17 protein-coding genes are annotated in these 16,611 nt (G+C 71.9%); 8 read left to right on the top strand and 9 right to left on the bottom strand.

Translation table 11 applies throughout. The features are described from left to right. Positions 1–139: 139 nt before the first annotated feature. Positions 140–1,726: a tetratricopeptide repeat-containing diguanylate cyclase gene (locus ACZ6TI_RS37600; RefSeq protein WP_465350009.1), complete on the top strand. Its 1,587-nt coding sequence runs from the start codon at positions 140–142 to the stop codon at positions 1,724–1,726. Here ACZ6TI_RS37600 and ACZ6TI_RS37605 read toward each other — a convergent pair. Both ACZ6TI_RS37605 and ACZ6TI_RS37610 read right to left on the bottom strand, forming a co-directional pair. Beyond that, on the bottom strand, positions 1,723–2,592 hold the full coding sequence (locus ACZ6TI_RS37605) for a hypothetical protein (RefSeq protein WP_465350010.1): 870 nt from the start codon (positions 2,590–2,592) through the stop codon (positions 1,723–1,725). The genes ACZ6TI_RS37600 and ACZ6TI_RS37605 overlap by 4 nt on opposite strands. Beyond that, entirely contained in the window at positions 2,589–3,104 is a 516-nt protein-coding gene (locus tag ACZ6TI_RS37610) for a SigE family RNA polymerase sigma factor (protein ID WP_465350011.1), read from the bottom strand. The genes ACZ6TI_RS37605 and ACZ6TI_RS37610 overlap by 4 nt, the downstream gene beginning before the upstream one ends. Before the next feature lie 284 nt (positions 3,105–3,388). On the opposite strand from ACZ6TI_RS37610, the gene helR reads away from it, so the two are divergent. Next, positions 3,389–5,530 carry an RNA polymerase recycling motor ATPase HelR gene (gene helR, locus ACZ6TI_RS37615; RefSeq protein ID WP_465350100.1) on the top strand — a complete coding sequence of 714 codons (2,142 nt, stop codon included), beginning with the start codon at positions 3,389–3,391 and terminating at the stop codon, positions 5,528–5,530. Here the strand turns inward: helR and ACZ6TI_RS37620 are convergent. The 5 genes from ACZ6TI_RS37620 to ACZ6TI_RS37640 are packed head-to-tail and all read right to left on the bottom strand — an operon-like array spanning position 5,527 to position 10,840. After that, the gene (locus ACZ6TI_RS37620) at positions 5,527–6,687 is read right to left on the bottom strand and encodes a thaumatin family protein (protein WP_465350012.1); all 1,161 of its coding nucleotides are present in this window, start codon (positions 6,685–6,687) and stop codon (positions 5,527–5,529) included. The two genes, helR and ACZ6TI_RS37620, sit on opposite strands and share 4 nt — an antisense overlap. 21 nt (positions 6,688–6,708) lie before the next feature. Next, complete coding sequence (locus ACZ6TI_RS37625; protein ID WP_465350013.1) at positions 6,709–7,464, bottom strand: endonuclease/exonuclease/phosphatase family protein; 756 nt, start codon at positions 7,462–7,464, stop codon at positions 6,709–6,711. Beyond that, entirely contained in the window at positions 7,461–8,879 is a 1,419-nt protein-coding gene (locus tag ACZ6TI_RS37630; protein WP_465350014.1) for a phosphatase PAP2 family protein, read from the bottom strand. Before ACZ6TI_RS37630 ends, ACZ6TI_RS37625 begins: the two co-directional genes overlap by 4 nt. Before the next feature lie 30 nt (positions 8,880–8,909). Then, complete coding sequence (locus ACZ6TI_RS37635; protein ID WP_465350015.1) at positions 8,910–9,872, bottom strand: YihY/virulence factor BrkB family protein; 963 nt, start codon at positions 9,870–9,872, stop codon at positions 8,910–8,912. After that, on the bottom strand, positions 9,869–10,840 hold the full coding sequence (locus tag ACZ6TI_RS37640; protein WP_465350016.1) for a diacylglycerol/lipid kinase family protein: 972 nt from the start codon (positions 10,838–10,840) through the stop codon (positions 9,869–9,871). The genes ACZ6TI_RS37635 and ACZ6TI_RS37640 overlap by 4 nt, the downstream gene beginning before the upstream one ends. Positions 10,841–10,898: 58 nt before the next feature. On the opposite strand from ACZ6TI_RS37640, the gene ACZ6TI_RS37645 reads away from it, so the two are divergent. The 4 genes from ACZ6TI_RS37645 to ACZ6TI_RS37660 all read left to right on the top strand — a co-directional run bounded on the left by ACZ6TI_RS37645 (position 10,899) and on the right by ACZ6TI_RS37660 (position 14,580). After that, positions 10,899–11,693, top strand: a complete 795-nt coding sequence (locus ACZ6TI_RS37645) for an MBL fold metallo-hydrolase (protein WP_465350017.1) — start codon at positions 10,899–10,901, stop codon at positions 11,691–11,693. After that, a complete protein-coding gene (locus ACZ6TI_RS37650; RefSeq protein ID WP_465350018.1) occupies positions 11,690–12,349 on the top strand; it encodes a DedA family protein in 660 nt (219 codons plus the stop codon). The genes ACZ6TI_RS37645 and ACZ6TI_RS37650 overlap by 4 nt, the downstream gene beginning before the upstream one ends. After that, entirely contained in the window at positions 12,346–13,299 is a 954-nt protein-coding gene (locus tag ACZ6TI_RS37655; RefSeq protein WP_465350019.1) for a DUF2332 domain-containing protein, read from the top strand. The genes ACZ6TI_RS37650 and ACZ6TI_RS37655 overlap by 4 nt, the downstream gene beginning before the upstream one ends. Before the next feature lie 96 nt (positions 13,300–13,395). Further along, positions 13,396–14,580: an MFS transporter gene (locus ACZ6TI_RS37660; protein ID WP_465350020.1), complete on the top strand. Its 1,185-nt coding sequence runs from the start codon at positions 13,396–13,398 to the stop codon at positions 14,578–14,580. Positions 14,581–14,673: 93 nt separating this feature from the next. On the opposite strand, the gene ACZ6TI_RS37665 is transcribed toward ACZ6TI_RS37660, so the two are convergent. After that, entirely contained in the window at positions 14,674–15,219 is a 546-nt protein-coding gene (locus ACZ6TI_RS37665) for a carboxymuconolactone decarboxylase family protein (RefSeq protein ID WP_465350021.1), read from the bottom strand. A gap of 16 nt (positions 15,220–15,235) precedes the next feature. Continuing rightward, positions 15,236–15,730 (bottom strand): TetR/AcrR family transcriptional regulator, encoded by a 495-nt coding sequence (locus tag ACZ6TI_RS37670; protein ID WP_465350022.1) that lies wholly within the window; start codon positions 15,728–15,730, stop codon positions 15,236–15,238. Between the two features lie 54 nt (positions 15,731–15,784). On the opposite strand from ACZ6TI_RS37670, the gene ACZ6TI_RS37675 reads away from it, so the two are divergent. Next, entirely contained in the window at positions 15,785–16,114 is a 330-nt protein-coding gene (locus ACZ6TI_RS37675; RefSeq protein WP_465350023.1) for a VOC family protein, read from the top strand. Continuing rightward, entirely contained in the window at positions 16,111–16,536 is a 426-nt protein-coding gene (locus ACZ6TI_RS37680) for a DoxX family protein (RefSeq protein WP_465350024.1), read from the top strand. The genes ACZ6TI_RS37675 and ACZ6TI_RS37680 overlap by 4 nt, the downstream gene beginning before the upstream one ends. Positions 16,537–16,611: the final 75 nt, after the last annotated feature.

The raw sequence follows: 16,611 nt of genomic DNA on the forward strand, positions 1-16,611 counted from the left end.
AGAACACGAGAAGGCAGCCAGAAGCGGGAAGCCACCCCCCCCCCCCCCCCCCCCCTCCCCCCCCCCCCCCCCCCCCCCCACTACCGTTCTGCAACCGAATGACGCCCGAGAGTGACCGGCCGAGCGTCAGAATGGGAAGGTGACGACAGAGGCACCGACGTCCGGCGCCGTCACCGCGGACGACCGCGCGGCGGTTGCCGCCCTGGTGGCCGACCTCGAGAGCCGGCCGATGTCGCAGTTCCGCACCCTGCCCGAGCCCGCCGCCGACGCGGAGGCCAGCGCCACCCGGATCGGCGACGAAGACCTCGCACACCGCGCCCGCCTGCTGATCGCCTCGTCGCTGCTGCGCGCCGGCCGGTCCGAGGAGGGTGGCCGGAACGCGCATCAGGTGCTCGCCTGGGCGGAGCGGCACGGCACCCCCTATCTGCTCGCCCGCGCCCACCGTGAGCTGGGCATCTTCTATCGGCAGGTGGGTGACATGTCGGCCGCGCTGACGCACGCGGTGCAGTGCGTCGCCAACCTCACCGACGACGTCGCGCCGGTGATCCGCGCCCGCCACCTGCTGTCGCTGGCCACCGCGCTGGACGAGACCGGCTCGAAGGAGGAGTCCGAGCGGCGGTTCCGGGAGGGGCTGGCGGTGTCGACCGAGGTCGGCGACCACGAGCTGACGCTCTACATCCTGAACAACATGGCCTACGCGGCGTACGAGCGGGACGACGCGGAGGCGGCCGGCCGGCACATCGAGCACATGCGCGCCGAGCAGGCCCGGTCCGGGGCGGAGTTCAGCGCCAACGAGCTGGACACCATCGCCCGGGTGGAGATGATGTCCGGGCGCTACGACGCGATCGAGGAGACGTTGCGGCCGGTGGTCGACGCCGGCCCGGACACGGCGATCGGGCACGAGGGCGACGCGCTGGCCGAATGCCTGCTGACGCTGGCCGAGGCGCGCCGCCGGGCCGGTCGGGAGGAGGCCGCGCAGGAGACGCTGGACGCGGCGTTGCGGATGTGCGCGGAACGGGGGCTGCACGCTGTGCGGGCACGGGTGCGCGAGGAGCAGTCCGTCCTCTATGCGGCGACCGGGCGGTTCCGCGAAGCGTACGAAGAGCATCGGGCCTTTCATGCCGAGGCCACCGCGCTGCATTCGGCGCAGCGGGAGGCCAAGGCCCGCGCGTTGCAGGCGGTGTTCGAGGCCACCGAGGCGCGGCGGGCCAGCGAGCACTTCCGCGAGATGGCCCATCGGGACGCGCTGACCGGTCTCTACAACCGGCGGTACGTGAACGAGCGGCTGCCCGCCCTGATCGGGGAGGCGGCGGTCCGGCGCACCCCGCTGTCGGTTGCCATCGTGGACCTCGACCACTTCAAGCGGATCAACGACACGCTCTCGCACAGCACCGGCGACGAGGTTCTGCAGCACGTCGCGGAGCTGCTGATCGAAGTGGCGACCGGCCCGGCGATCGCGGCCCGGATGGGAGGCGAGGAGTTCCTGCTGATCTTCCCGGGCGCCGGGCTCGCCGAGGCGGCGTCGCGCTGCGAGGCGTTGCGCCTGCGGATCCGGGCGCACGCCTGGGAGCCGGTCACCGGCACCCTCGGCGTGACCACGAGCATCGGCGTGACGACGGTCGCGGCCGGCCGGGGAACTCCGAGCACGCTGCTCTCCCAGGCCGACCGCAACCTTTACGCCGCCAAGCGGACGGGACGCGACCGGGTGGTCGCGGACACCCGCTAGTTCGCGGGCACGACGTCCTTCGGCCGCTCGACCTTGACCTTCAGGCCGTAGTCCCAGAGCTTGAATCGCATGTCGCTGGTGCCGGTGTGCAGCTTGCCCTTGGCCCGGTAGCGGTACTTCTCGGTGATCGTGACCCCGGCGATCCGGTCGTCCTTGTCGAGCGAGACGTCCCCGCTGACGGCGGCCGTGCCGATCACGCTCCCGCGGTCCACGATCTTGCGGGTGAACTCGAAGTGCAGGCTGCCGTCCGGGTTCTCGGTGACCTCCGCGTCCTTCAGCACCTTGAGCAGCCCCGCTGGGTTGGGCGCGATCGCGGCGAGCAGGGGGTCGCCGCTGGAGTACAGGATCAGGCTGTCGTGCTTGCCGGGGTACTGCCCGTACCGGCCGTACTTCTCGCCCGGGCCCTTGTCCGGCGGCAGCGGCTGCAGCGGTGGTTCCCCGCCCATGTAGCGGGTGCCGTTGATCAGCAACTCGGTGATGACCGAGTCGTCCTGCGGGCTGCGCACATATCCGGTGTCGGTCCGCGGATCGAACGCGCCCTCGTAGTCGTTGCCGATGGTGGTCAGCCGCAACCGGTAGCTGATGTTGTCGGAGGCTCGAGCCGCGCTGACCAGCTTGACCGAAGCGGCCACCGGCGCCGGCGCCGGTGGCGTCGCGGCCTGCGGCCCGGGCGCCGCGCCCGGGGTGAGTCCGATGGCCAGCGCGCCGGCCAGACCAACCGCGCCGAGCGCGTAGCCGGCCCGCATCGTGTGCACCCGCCGCCGGTGCCGCTTGGTGGCGTTGCCGAGGACGTCGCCGGTGAGCGCGATCCCGGCCACCTCGCGGCGCATGCTCTCGGTCAGCTGCTCTTCGAGCTCAGTGCTCATCGTCCTGTTCCTTTCGCAGTCGTCAGGTCCCAGGCGGCGGTCAGCTCGCGGAGGCGGGACAGTCCTCGCGAGGCGGTCGACTTGACGGTGCCCACCGAGCAGCCCAGGGCCTCGGCGGCCTCGGCCTCGCTGAGCTGCTCCCAATAACGCAGCACCAGCACGGTCCGCTGCCGCGGCGGAAGCTGGGCGAGCGCCTGGCTCAGCGCGTCCCGCAGGTCCAGGGACTCGGTGGCGTCGGCCCGGCCGGCCGGCTCGTGCTCGGTGAACACCTCGGGCCGGCGTTTCCGCTGCCGCCACTGGTCCACCGCCAGGTGGTACATGGTTCGTCGCAGGTACCGCTCGCGGTCATCCCGCACCCGGTCCCACGAACGCATCAACCGTTCCAGGGCCGCCTGCAGCAGGTCCTCGCCCGCTGCCCGGCTTCCGGTGAGCAGCACCGCGGTCGCCAGCAGGGCGTTGCCCCGCTCCGCGACCAGCGTGTCCAGCCCATCGAAGCGTCGGCTCCACAACATCGCGCTCCCTTCGTCACGGTCAAGACGACGGCAGCGGGCGAAAGGTTGACTACCGCTGTTCCCGAACTTCCGCGACGTGCCGGGCCGGCAGGTGCTCGCGCAGCCTGGAGCTCGTTTGCGAGGGTTTTCCATTTCTGGCTGGGGTGGGATTCCGAAAGAGGGCTGGTCACTCTTCTTCCCTCTTTAACGTATATCGCACAGGGGGACTTGCGGCAAGGCCCCGGTCGGACCGGAGAATCGTCGGTCGTAGGCCTGAAGAACGGAGCCGAAATCTCGTGAATCCCCTGGCCACCAGCGCGTTCGAGCTATCCGACGAGCTATCCGCCAAGGCCGACGCCAAACTGATCGCCGCCGACGAGCGGCACTTCGCGGCCATCGCCGAAAGCCTCGCGCGGTCGATCGCCGACCTGTCCGACCGGCTCGACATCGAGCGGAAATCCCCGGCCGGCTCCGGCCGCCGGGCCTCCGACCGCGACCAGGAGATCCGCCGGCTGAGCAGCCGGCTGCGGGCGCTGCGCCGGTTCGGTCTCGACCTCTGCCTCGGGCACATGGTCGGCGACGACGGCGAGGCGACGTACGTCGGGCGCCTCGGCCTCACCGACGGCGAGGGCCGCCGGCTGCTGCTCGACTGGCGGTCCCCGGCCGCCGAGCCGTTCTTCGGCGCCACCCACGCCAACCCGATGGGCCTGACCAGCCGCCGCCGGTACCGCTGGAACCGCGGCCGGATCACCGACTACTGGGACGAGGTCTTCACCCCGGACGGCTTCACCGGGCACGCCGCCGCGCTCGACGACCAGTCCGCGTTCATCGCCAGTCTGGGCACCAACCGGTCGGCGAAGATGCGCGACGTGCTCGGCACCATCCAGGCCGACCAGGACGCCATCATCCGGGCCGGATCACGTGGCGCCCTGATCGTCGACGGCGGCCCGGGCACCGGCAAGACCGTCGTCGCGCTGCACCGCACGGCGTACCTGCTGTATTCCGACCCGCGGCTCGGTCACCGGCAGGGCGGCGTGCTGTTCGTCGGGCCGCACGAGCCCTATCTGGCGTACGTGGCGGACGTGCTGCCCAATCTCGGCGAGGAGGACGTGCAGACGTGCACGCTGCGGGATCTGGTGACCGAGGGGGCCGCGGCGGCGGTCGAGCCCGATCCGGAGGTGGCCCGGCTGAAGTCGTCCGCCGCGATGGTGCGGGCGATCGAGGCGGCCGTCCGGTTCTATGAGGAGCCGCCCGCCGAGGGCCTGACGGTCACCACCGACGAGGCCGACATCCATCTGACCGCCGAGGACTGGGCCGAGGCGTTCCGGGCCGCCGGTCCGGGCACCCCGCACAACGAGGCGCGCGACCAGGTCTGGGACGAGCTGCTCACGATCCTGCTGGCCAGATACGACGGTGACGAGCCGGAGGATCTGCTGCGCCGGTCGCTGACCCGCAACCGCGAACTGGCGAGCACCTTCGCCCGGGCGTGGCCGCTGCTCGAGCCGACCGACCTGGTCGGCGATCTGTGGTCGGTGCCGGCCTACCTGCGCCGGTGCGCGCCCTGGCTGAGCCTCGACGAGGTGCGCCGGCTGCAGCGCGGCGACGCCCGGGCCTGGACGGTGTCCGACCTGCCGCTGCTGGATGCGGCCCGGCAGCGGCTCGGCGACCCGGAGCAGTCGCGCCGCCGGCGCCGGCAGGAGGCCGCCCTGGCCACCAAGCGCGAGGGCATGGCCCGGGTGGTGGACGACCTGCTCGCCTCCACCGAGTACGACGACGGCGAAGGCCTGATGATCATGTTGCGTCAGGAGGATCTGCGGGACGTCCTGGTCGAGGACGCCGCCCGGCCGGACGTCGACCCGGACCTGCTGGCCGGCCCGTTCGCGCACATCGTCGTGGACGAGGCGCAGGAGTTGACCGACGCGGAGTGGCAGATGCTGCTGCTGCGCTGCCCGTCCCGGAGCTTCACCATCGTCGGGGACCGCGCGCAGGCCCGGCACGGCTTCACCGAGTCGTGGCCGGAGCGGCTGGAGCGGATCGGGCTGCACGACATCGACATCGCCACGCTGAGCATCAACTACCGCACCCCGGAGGAGGTCATGGCGGAGGCCGAGCCGGTGATCCGGGCCGTCCTCCCGGACGCCAACGTGCCCACCTCCATCCGCGGCGGCGGCGTTCCCGTCGTACACGGAAATGCCGTTGATCTGAGCTCGATCCTGGACGCCTGGCTGGCGGCCCACGCCGAAGGCGTCGCCTGTGTCATCGGAGACGACACGTTCCGCGGCACCTCGCGGGTGCGGAGCCTGACGCCGGAGCTGTCCAAGGGGCTGGAGTTCGACCTGGTGATCCTGGTCGACCCGGAGAACTTCGGCGACGGCATCGAGGGCGCGGTCGATCGTTACGTGGCGATGACCCGGGCCACGCAGCAGTTGGTGATTCTGGAAAGTTAGGCGCGGTGCCATTTCTGGTTGGCGAAGCCGTTGCAGGTCCAGATCTGCAACGGCGCGCCATTGTCGGGATTCCAGCCGCCGATGTCGACGCACTTGTTCGACTGTGGATTGACCAGATCGCCGGCCGCGGTGAGGACCCATTGCTGCGCGCCGGTCTGATTGCAGGTGTAGAGCTGCACCGCCGCCATGTCCGCGGACGATCCGCCGTCCACGTCGACGCATTTGCCGCCGATCCGGATGGTGCCGTCGGGCACGAACGTGAAGCGTTGCATCGGGCCGTTCCAGCAGTCCCAGACGATCAGGCGCACCCGGTCGGAATAGTTGCCGTTGGGCACGTCGATGCACTTTCCGTGCCAGTTGCTGACGATCATGCTGGTGGTCCCCGGCTCCGGCGGCGGAACGGAGGAGTTGGCGCCGAACGTGACGGTCAGGCCGGTGCACTCGCGGCAGTTGTACATCACCTGGTTGCCCGGCTCGGTGTCGTGTTTGGACCAGCTGTACGCCCGCGGGCAGGCCGCCTTGATCGCCTCGCTGTAGTCGGTGCGCGCGTCCCGGTTCGGGTTGGTGCACAGCAGCGGCCGCCCTTGCCCGTCCCGGGTCAGGTACGCGGGCGGGCAAGCGTCCAGCATCGGCTTGGCGCATCCGGCCACCGCGCAGTATTGCGACCCGGGCGCCGGCGGCGGCGCCCCGGTCGGCGCGATCGTGACCGGCAACGACACCGCGTTCACATAGCTGACGTTGTACCAGGGCGCGCCCCACGGATCGTCCGGGTCGAAGTTGAACTCGGCCAGGCTGGCCGGCTGCTCGGAGTTGATCGCGCAGTGGTCCTCGGCGGTGCCGCAGTCCCCTACCGCGCAGTGGAACGTGCTGCCCGGCACGCCGGTGCAGCCCTGCCGCGCGAAGAACTTGCCGCGCCAGTGACCGGGGTCCGCGTTCTCCGGGACGGTGATCGTGGCGGACGCGCCGGCCTCCAGGATCGGCAGGTGGGCGAAGTTCACCGACCCGTCCGAGTTGACCGTGCTGCCGATCCAGATCTTCTCGGTGCTCGCGTTGACGAAGGTAATGGTGTGGTCGGCGACGGCGGGGGCGGGTGCGGGTGCGCCGGCGCCGAAAACGGCGGCCGCCGCGACGACGGCCAGTCCGATGAGGGGCGTCATGCCCTCATCATCGCGAAGACATCAATCGATGTCGATGAATTCGGCGAGAACCGGGTAGTGGTCCGACGCGTATTCGGTCTCGTCGCCGCGCAGCACCCGGATGCCGTGCAACCGCGGCGCCAGCGCCCGGCTGGCCAGCAGGTAGTCCAGCCGCATGCCGGAGAACTCCGGACCACCGAGCCCCTTGGTCGGCGCGGTCGGGCCGAGTCCCTTGCCGAGATCGGTGAACCCGGCCTCTTCGAAGGCGGCGATCGCGCGGGTGTCGACCTCCGCGGACGGCGTCACGTGCCGGCTGCGATAGCGCGGCGCCAGCCGGGACAGCGTCTCGGTGTGATCGGTGCCCGGGTCCAGCGAGTTCAGGTCGCCGGCGATCAGCACCATCCGGCGACGCGAGCCGTAGCGGGCGCCGAGCCACCGCGCCTCGCGGTAGCGGCGCTGCGGCGAGAACGGGTTGAGATGCGTGGTGGCCACCGTGAGCGGCCCGACCCTGGCCACCGCCGCGGCGTGGTGCAGCCGCCAGCGCACCGACCGCTTCCCGGTCAGCTGCAGGGGCGGCCGGGCCAGCACCGCGACCGGCTGGCCGAAGGTGGACGGCGCCAGATGCGCGGTCATCCCCAGCGCCTCGGCCACATCGCGCATCTTGCGTCCGGAGTGCCGCCCGAAGCCCCGCAACTCCTGCAGGGCCAGCACGTCCGGCGCCGCGCGCTGGATCACCGCCAGGATCGCGGACAGCCGCCCGCCACCGCCGACCAGGATGTTCCAGGTCATCACCCTCATGACTTCGCGTCGGCGTTGGGGCGCAGCACCCACCACAGCAGCGTGACCCACATGGCGGTGAGCAGTGCCGCGCCCAGCACGTCCGTCGGGTGGTGCATGCCGCGGTACATCCGGGACAGCGCCACGCCCAGCGGCATCACGATCGCCGGCGCGAGGGCCAGCCAGCGGTACCAGCCGCGCACGTGGCCGATCACCAGGATCGCGATCGCCAGCCAGATGCACATGGTCGCGGCGATGTGCCCGGACGGGAACGACGACGTCGGCATCTGGCCGTCCAGCTGCTCCACCTCGGGCCGGGGGCGTTGCACGGCGGCGGCCGTACACAGGAAGAGCGTGAGCTCGCCCGCCATGGTGAGCAGCAGGAAGAGCACCGGGCGCCAGCGGCGCCAGAGGGCCAGCGCCAGCGGGCAGGCGACCAGCAGGATGAGGGTGATCGCGTGGGTGTCGCCGGCCTTGCTCCACGCGTAGCTCAGGTCGTCCAGCGACGGTGTGCGGAAGGTCTGCATCCATCGGTTCACGCCGTCGTCCGCGCGCCCGAACGCTGTGCCTTCGGTGAAGTTGTTGAAGAAGTAGCCGATCGCATAGAGCACGCCGAAGATCAGCACCCAGCCGGTGACGATCTCGGTGGCCTGCAGCCACGGGTGCGCGGTGCGGTGCCGGGTGTCCGGCGCGAGTTGCACCTCCTCTCGGGCCTCGGGTTCCAGGCCTTCGGCGAGCGGCGGCGCCGGCTTTCCGGCTTCCTGGCGCCAGAGCTGGAACGCGTACGCCGTGACGCCGAGCCAAGCCGCCCCGAGCATCCAGCCGGCCAGCACGTCCGACGCGAAGTGCACGCCCAGCGCCACCCGGGTGATCCCGATCAGCAGCACCAGCACCGCGGGCACGGCGATGAACAGCTTGCGCCACCGGGGCGCCACCGCGGGCAGGAAGACCAGCACGAGCGCGCCGTAGACCACCGTCGAGCCGAGCGCGTGACCGCTGGGGAAGCTGTTGCCGGGGGCGGTGGCGATCGGCACGTCGACGATCGGGCGTACCCGTCCGACCAGGGTTTTCAGCGACGGGTCGAGCAGCAGCGCACCCACGCCGGTGACCACCAGATAGAGCGCGAGGCGCCAGCGCGTGCGGATCAGCAGCAGCACGACCGCGAGCACGACCAGCCACAGCATGATCGGGCGGCCGCCCAGCCGGGACAGCGCGGTCAGCGCGTCGACCAGTGCCGGATGCGGCGCGACCAGGCCGTTGAGGGCCGCGGCGAGACCGTGATCAAGGTCGGCGAGCGGCGTCCAGCGCGCCCGGACCAGCAGCAGGAGCACGCCGAAGGCGAGGCCGGCCGCGGTCACCACCAACAGGCCGGCGGCGCTGCGCTCGGCGAAGTGTCGGGCGGGCGCGCTGCTACGTTCGGTCGTGGTGACGGACATGGGCCGGTTGGTACCCGGACGGCGCGAAACTCAATCTGCGGACGGATGCCAGCGATCCTGCTGGGCCGGCTCGGTCACGCCGACCCGTTGCGCCTCGAGTTGCGCCGCGAAGGCCAGGCCGAAGAAGAACGCGATGCCGGTCAGGTTCGACCAGATCAGCAGCGCCATGATCGCGGTCAGCGGACCGTAGGTGGCGGTGAAGTCGTCGCTGATCCGCACGTAACCGGCCAGCCCGATGCTGGCCAGCCACCACAGCAGCGTGGTCACCCCGGCGCCGAAGAGCAGCCAGGACAGGGCCGGCTGCTTGCGCCGCGGCGACTGCTCGAAGAGCACCCCGATGGCGACCACGATCAGCACCAGGCTGAGCGGCCAGCGCACCCAGTCCCACCCGGTGCGCATCACGTCGCCCCAGCCCAGTTCCTTGGCCATCGAGTCGCCCGCCGAGCCGCCGGCCACCAGCAGCAGAAAGCCGAACAGCGCGGGCAGCCCGGCGACCACCGCCAGGATCGCCGCCCGCAGATACTTCTTCAGCGCCGGGCGGTCCCGCTCGACGCCGTAGATCCGGTTGGCGCCACGCTCGACCTGCGCCATCGCCTGGGTCAGCGCGAAGAGCCCGGTGATCAGGCCGAGCACCAGCGCGAGCTCGCCGGCGTCCTCATTGCCCTCGCTGGTGTTCAGCAGGTCGCGGACCAGCGGCTCGCTCTGGCCCGGGGTCAGCGCGACCACGGTGTCCGCGACCACCTGCCCGCCCGACTCGACGCCCAGGTCGGTGGCCAGGCCGGAGAGTGCGATCAGGAACGGCACGATGGCCAGGCAGAGCTGGAACGCGAGCGCCCGGGAGTGGCTGAAGCCGTCGCCGTAGCGGAACCGGACGAACGCGTCGCGCAGCAGCGGCCAGCGCCCGTAGTGCCGCAACGCCTCCAGCGCGTCGTCCGCGGAAAGCTCGTCGCCCGGCATCATCCGGGTCTCGGGCACCGGCTCGGTCGAGCTCACTCGGCCTCCTTCGCGGCGGCGCGCACCCCCTCGGCCGCACGCTTCACCGCGCCGCTGTCGTACGCGAGGTCGGGGTCGGACTCCGGCCTCGGCACGCACAGCAGCAGCGCGCGGTGCTTCACGTGGATCTTCATGCTGCGTCCCGGCTCGATCAGGTCTCCGTCGAGCTGGCGCGGCTGCGCGCGGTTGCTGTGGATCTCCACCCGCTCGGCGGTGTAGGTCTCCATCCGCGGGACCCGCTTGCGCCGGCGCACGACCGCCCAGCCCAGCTGCGCCCAGTGCCGCAGGTTGCCGGGGCTGAGGATGGCCACGTCGAGCTTGCCGTCGTCCGGCTTCGCCTCGTCGAGCAGCCGCATGCCGCCCTGCAACCGGCCCACGTTGCCGACGATCACGGTGCGCGGGCGGCGCGGCATCGGCGCACCGCCGTCCAGCACGATCCGCACCCGCATCGGCCGGTTGCGCAGGCTCTTCACCGCGCCGCCGACATAGGCCAGCCAGCCGATGTGCTTCTTCGCGGTGTCCGAGGTGCCCTCCAGCATCTCGGCGTCGAAGCCCATCCCGGCCATCACCGCGAAGCACTGGTCCTCGATCGTGCCGACGTCGATCCGCTTGCGGCCGCCCTCGAGCGCCACCTCCACGCCGGCCGCGGCGTCGGCGCCCAGGCCCAGGTTGGCGGCGAGCAGGTTGCCGGTGCCGGCCGGCAGCACGGCCATCGCGACGTCCGTGCCGGCCAGCGCGGTGACCACCGCCATCACGGTGCCGTCCCCGCCGCATGCGAAGATCAACTCGGCGCCGTCGGCCATCGCCTGCTCGGCCTGACCACGCCCGGCATCCTCCGGGGTGGTCTCCAGCCATGTCGGTTCCGGCCAACCGGCCTCGGCCAGCCCTTCGCCGATGGTGCGGCGCAGCAGATCCATGTCGGGCACCTTGGTGGGGTTCACCACGACGGTAGAGCGGGGTCCGGTCACGGTAGGAGTGTGCCGGAGCCAGGTCACGTCGGCATGTCGGGGTGGGTACCGTGTGAGCGTGAGCGAGACGAGTGTCACCTGGTGGGGGCACAGCACGATGTGGCTGAGCGAGGCCGGCACCACACTGCTGACCGACCCGGTGCTCGTCGACCGGTTCGTCCACCTGCGCCGGATGGCCGGCCCGCGGCCGGTGCTGCCCGGCGCGCCGGACGCCGTGCTGCTCTCCCACCTGCACACCGACCACTTCCACCTGGCGTCGCTGCGGCTGATCCCGGGCTCGCCGACGCTGGTCGTGCCGCGCGGGGCGGCCGCGTTCGTCGCCCGCGGGCTGGGCCGGGACGCGGCGGCGCGCTGCGTGGAGCTGGCTCCCGGCGAGGACACCAAGGTCGGCAGCGTCAAGGTGCGCGCGGTCAAGGCCGCCCATCCGGGCGGACGCGGGCCGTGGTCCAAGCTCCAGGCGCCCGCGCTCGGCTTCGTCGTGGAGGGCACGGCCCGATCCTGGTACGCGGGCGACACCGGCCTGTTCGACGAGATGTCCGAGCTCGGCCCGATGGACCTGGCGCTGATCCCGGTCGGCGGCTGGGGTCCCACCCTGCACGTCCACGACCACCTGGACCCGGGTCAGGCCGCCGAGGCGCTGCACCGGGTGCGCGCGCGGTGGGCGGTGCCGGTGCACTACGGCACGTTCTGGCCGGCCGGGATGGGCCGGGTCCGGCGGCACATGTTCGACGGCCCGGGCGACGACTTCGCCCGGCAGGCCGCCGAGAAGGCGCCGGACAGCCAGGTCAGGGTGCTGCGGCAGGGCGAGACCCTGTCCATCCGGCCGGTCGCCCTGACCGGGGACGACGCGTGATCGAAGCGCTCGGCTCCCTCGGCTGGCTTCTTCTGGTGGTGGCCTTCGGCGCGATCGTGCCGATCATCCCCACCGGCGCGGCGGTCAGCGGCGCCGCGGCCCTCGCCTTCCACGACAACGACCCGGTGGTGATCGTGCTGGTGATCGCGGCCGGCGCCGCCGGGGCGTACGCCGGCGACCTGGTGATGTACGCGATGTGCCGGGCCGGCGGCGAGCAGCTCGCCCGGCGGCTGCGCTGGCTGCGCGACGAGGAGCACCTGGCCGCGGTGAAGGAGCGGCTGGTGGCCGGCCAGATCCCGGTGCTGCTGGTCTCGCGGCTGATCCCGGGCGGGCGGGTGCCGGTGCTGCTCGCGGCCGCCTTCCTGGGCATGCCTTGGCGCACCTTCGTGATCGCCAACCTGCCGGCCTGCGCGCTGTGGTCGACGGTCTATGCCGGCATCGGCGTGGCCGGCGGCTCGATCTTCCCGGAGCCGTGGCAGGGCGTCATCGCGGCGGTCCTGCTGATCCTGATCGTCAACCAGAGCATCAGCCTGTGGAACAAGAAGCGGGCGGCCCGCGCGGAAGCGGCCCAGTCAGAACCGGCCCCATCGAAATCGGCCCCATCGAAATCGGCCCCGTCCAAACCGGCCCCGTCCGAATCGGCCCAGGACGGGTGACCGCGGCCGGCGTCTACCGGGAGTTCGGCGCGGTCGAGGCGCGTGGGGTGTCGCCGCTCTATGAACGGCTGTCCCTGGCGGTGGCCGCCGACCCCGCGGTGCTGGCGCTGATCGAGGCGCTGCCGCAGCGGTCGCAGCAGCCCAACCTGCTCTTCGGCGCGGTCCGGCTGCTCGGCGGGCCGGTCTCCGGCTGGGCGCGGTTCCGGGCCTTCGTCCTGGCGCACTGGCCGGCCGTCGCGCACGAGATGCGGACCCGGGTCACCCAGACGAACGAGTCCGGGCGGTGCGCGGTGCTGCTGCCGGTGCTGGCCGCGCTGCCGCAGCCGCTGGCGTTGCTCGAGGTGGGCGCGTCGGCCGGGCTGTGCCTCTATCCGGACCGGTACTCGTACCGGTATGTGTCGCCGGACCGGCCGGCGGTCGAGCTCGGCGCCACCGGGCCGGTGCTGACCTGCGAGACCGACGGGGTCGAGCCGCCCGCCCGCCGGCCCGAGGTGGTGTGGCGGGCGGGGCTCGACCTCAACCCGCTCGACGTCACCGACCCGGACGACATGGCCTGGCTGGACGCGCTGATCTGGCCGGAACACACCCATCGCCGCGAGCGCCTGCGCGCCGCGGCCGCGATCGCCGCCGCGGACCCGCCGCTGCTGATCCGCGGCGACCTGGTGGACGACCTCCCGGCGCTGGCCGCCCGGGCGCCGGCCGAGGCGACGCTGGTGATCTTCCACAGCTCGGTGCTCTACCTGGTGCCGGCCGACCGCCGGGCCCGGTTCACCGCGCTGGTCCGCACGCTGCCCGGGCACTGGGTCGCCAACGAGTCCCCGGCCACCCTGCCCTACGACCGGCTCTCTGCCCGGCCCAGCTTCAACGTGCTGGCCCTCGACGGTGAGCCGCACTACTGGACTCGCGGCCACGGTCAGGGCATGAGTTCGCTCGTACAAAAAACAATTTGACGGCACCGATAATCTGATCCTCCGTATCTCGGGCCGGTCTGAACGGGCCGTCGGGTGTCGAGGGGGCTACCGCCTCCCCGACACCCAGGAGCTCCGATGCGCCGGGCACCAGCCCTCTCCTTCCTGCTCATCTCCGTCTTCATCGACATGCTCGGCCTCGGCATCGTGGTGCCGATCGTGCCCGCGTTGATGGTCGACCTCACCGGCAGCGACGCCGGCGCGGCCCGGTGGTCCGGGCTGATCGGGTCCGGCTACGGGCTGCTTCAGTTCCTGACCGCACCGCTGCTCGGGCGGATCGCGGATCGCTACGGGCGGCGGCCCGTCCTGCTGCTGTCGCTGGCCTGCCTCGGCGTCGACTGGCTGGGACACGCCACCGCGAACAGCATGGTGCTGCTGATGGCGTTCCACGCGTTCGCCGGGGTGTGCGCGGGGACGACCACTGTGGTCAACGCCTACGTCGCCGATGTGACGGTGGCGGAGAAGCGCGCCGAAGCGTACGGAATGATCGGCTCTGCCTTTGGTCTGGGTTTTGTGGCGGGGCCGGTGCTGGGCGGACTGCTCGGCGCGGTGGACGTGCGGCTGCCGTTCTATGTGGCGGCGGGGCTCGCGTTCGCGAACGTCCTCTATGGCTGGCTGATCCTGCCGGAGTCACGACCCGGCGACCGGGTCACGCCGCTGACGCTGCGGGCGGCGAACCCGATCGGCGCGCTCGGCCGGGTGCTGCGCCGGCCGGTGCTCGGACGGCTCACGCTGGCCCGGTTCTGCGCGGACATCGCGCGGATGACCCACCAGGCGATCTGGACGTTCTTCGTCACCTATCAGTTCGCCTGGAACACCGCGCAGATCGGCCTGACCATGTCGATCGGCGCGGTGGCCGGCGCCGTCTTCCAGGCCCGCGCGGTCGGTCCGGTGGTGCGGGTGCTGGGCGACAAGCGGGCGGCCGTGTTCGGGGGCATGTTCAGCGTGGCGGCGCTCGGCGGCACCGCGTTCGTGACCGAGCCGTGGCTGGTCTATCCGCTGCAGGCCCTCGGCGTGCTGGCCGGCATCGGCGCGGCCGCGACCCAGTCCTGGATCTCCACCGCGACCGGCGCCGACGAGCACGGCACGGTCAACGGCGCACTGACCGCGACCGCGGCGATCGCCGAGATGGCCGTGCCGGTGCTCGCGGGCGCGGCGTTCGCGTGGTCGCTGACGTCGGCGACCCCGGGCACGGTGTTCGTCGGGGCGGCGGTGTTCGCGGGCGCGTCGACCCTGCTGCTGGCGGCCACCCGGGCCGGCTAGCCTCGGCACGCTGACGGCCGATCCGTCCGAGGCCGTGGCGCGAGCTGCCGCCGCCGCTCCCGCGCTCGCCGTCGCGGCCGGGTTTTGAACGGGTCAGCGAGCCAGATAACCGTCGTTCACCACGCGGTCGACGCCCCGCAGATAGGCCTCCGGAGCGTCCGGCGCCGACGTGGCCAGACCGTCCACATAGCGGTTGAACATGCTGAACGCCGCGGCGATCAACACCGTGTCGTGAATCTCCAGGTCGGTCGCCCCCGCAGCGCGCGCATCGTCGACCAGCGATCCGGTCACGTCTTGCCCGTCGTGCCGCACGGCCGCCGCGATGCGCAGCAGGGCCGTCAGCTTCGCCGGGATCGGCGCCGTCTCCGGATCGGCTCGCACCCGGTCGACCAGGTCCCGCCCGCCGGGCAGCTGAGCCGCGGCGAAGGCCGAGTGCGACTCACGGCAGTAGGTGCAGTCGTTGAGGCCGGAGACATAGGCCGCGATCAGCTCCCGCTCCCCCGGCGAGAGCGAACTCGGCCCCCGCAGCAGCACCTCGGCCAGCTCCATCAGCGGTTTGCCGGTCTCCGGCCGATATCGCAACAGCCCCTGGATGCCCGGGAACCTGCCCTCGTCCGGGCCAAGATCGATGTGCGCCACCGGCCGAGGATAGCCGTCACCGCCGGCCGAACAGCTCCCGAAAAGCCGCCCGGGCCGAGGTGGCGTCCTGGCCGGCCGACTCCAGCGCCGCCCGCCACGCCGCGAGAATGATGCGGCCGACCGGCATGCCGTCGCGGTCGGCCTGAGCGGACAGGAACGCCTCCACCGGATCGCCCGGACGCTCGGGGTGCGGCTCGGACAGCAGGCGAGTGAACCCGGCGCGCACCAGATAGTCGAAACCGACCAGCAGGACGTCGCCGAGCTCGGCCGGGCCCATCGCGGCGGCGCCCTCCATCCGGTCCAGCAGGCGCCGCTCGACGTCCTCGCGCACCACCGTGTAAAGCCCGACCTTGCTGCCGAAATGGTGATAGAGCGAGCCGATCGTGACGTCCGCGCCGCGGGCCAGCTCGGTCACCCCAACGTCGGCGAAGCCACGCGCACCGAACTCGGCCAGCGCCTGATCGACCAGCCGAGCCTTCGTCGTTCCCGGAACGGGTACCCAACTGCGCACGAGCGTGACTATAGTCGGTCTCGGTTATGGCGTAACTGAGTTATGGAGGTCGTCGTGAAGCTCACGTTCCTTCTCGCGCCGGTGCCCGACCTGGCCGCCGCGCTGCCGTTCTACCGCGACACGCTCGGCCTCGACGAGGCCTGGCGCGAGGGCGAGGACACCGTCGCGTTCCATCTGCCGGATCGAAAGGCGCAGATCATGGTGGTCGCCGACGGTGACCCGGCCGGGCCGATGTACCGGGTCGACAGCGTGCCAGCCTTCTTCGCCGACCACCCGGAGATCAAGATCTTCATGCCGGCACGCGAGATCCCCGGCGGTTCGGTCGCGGGTTTCCACGACCCGGCGGGCAATGTGGCATACGTGTTCGACCAGGTCGAGGAGTGAAGCGCGGCATCGCGAGCGCGGTCGGGCAGGCCGCCCTGGGCTCGTTCCTGGCCTTCGCCGGCACCGCACACCTGACGTTCGGCCGCGAGGACTTCCGGGCACAGGTGCCGACCTGGGTCCCGCTCGACACCGACCTGGTCGTGCTGGCCTCCGGTGTGGTCGAGATCGGCCTCGGCCTGACCCTGCTCAGCACCTGGAAACAGCCGGCCCGGGGCCTCGTCGGCGCGACCGCGGCGGCCTTCTTCATCGCGGTCTTCCCCGGCAACATCGCCCAGCTCACCGAGCACCGCGACGCGTTCGGGCTGGACACCGACACCAAGCGAGCGGTCCGGCTGGCCTTCCAGCCACTGCTGGTCGGCTGGGCGCTCGGCGCGACCGACGCGATCCGCACGGTGCGCGCCCTGCGCCGGTCACGCCGCTGAGCACCGCCGCCGGGTCAGCACTCGGGTGCCGTATGCTCCGCCGACCGGTGGTGCTGCACGGCGGAAGGCGGGTTC

This window comes from Actinoplanes sp. NPDC051388, assembly GCF_055586225.1.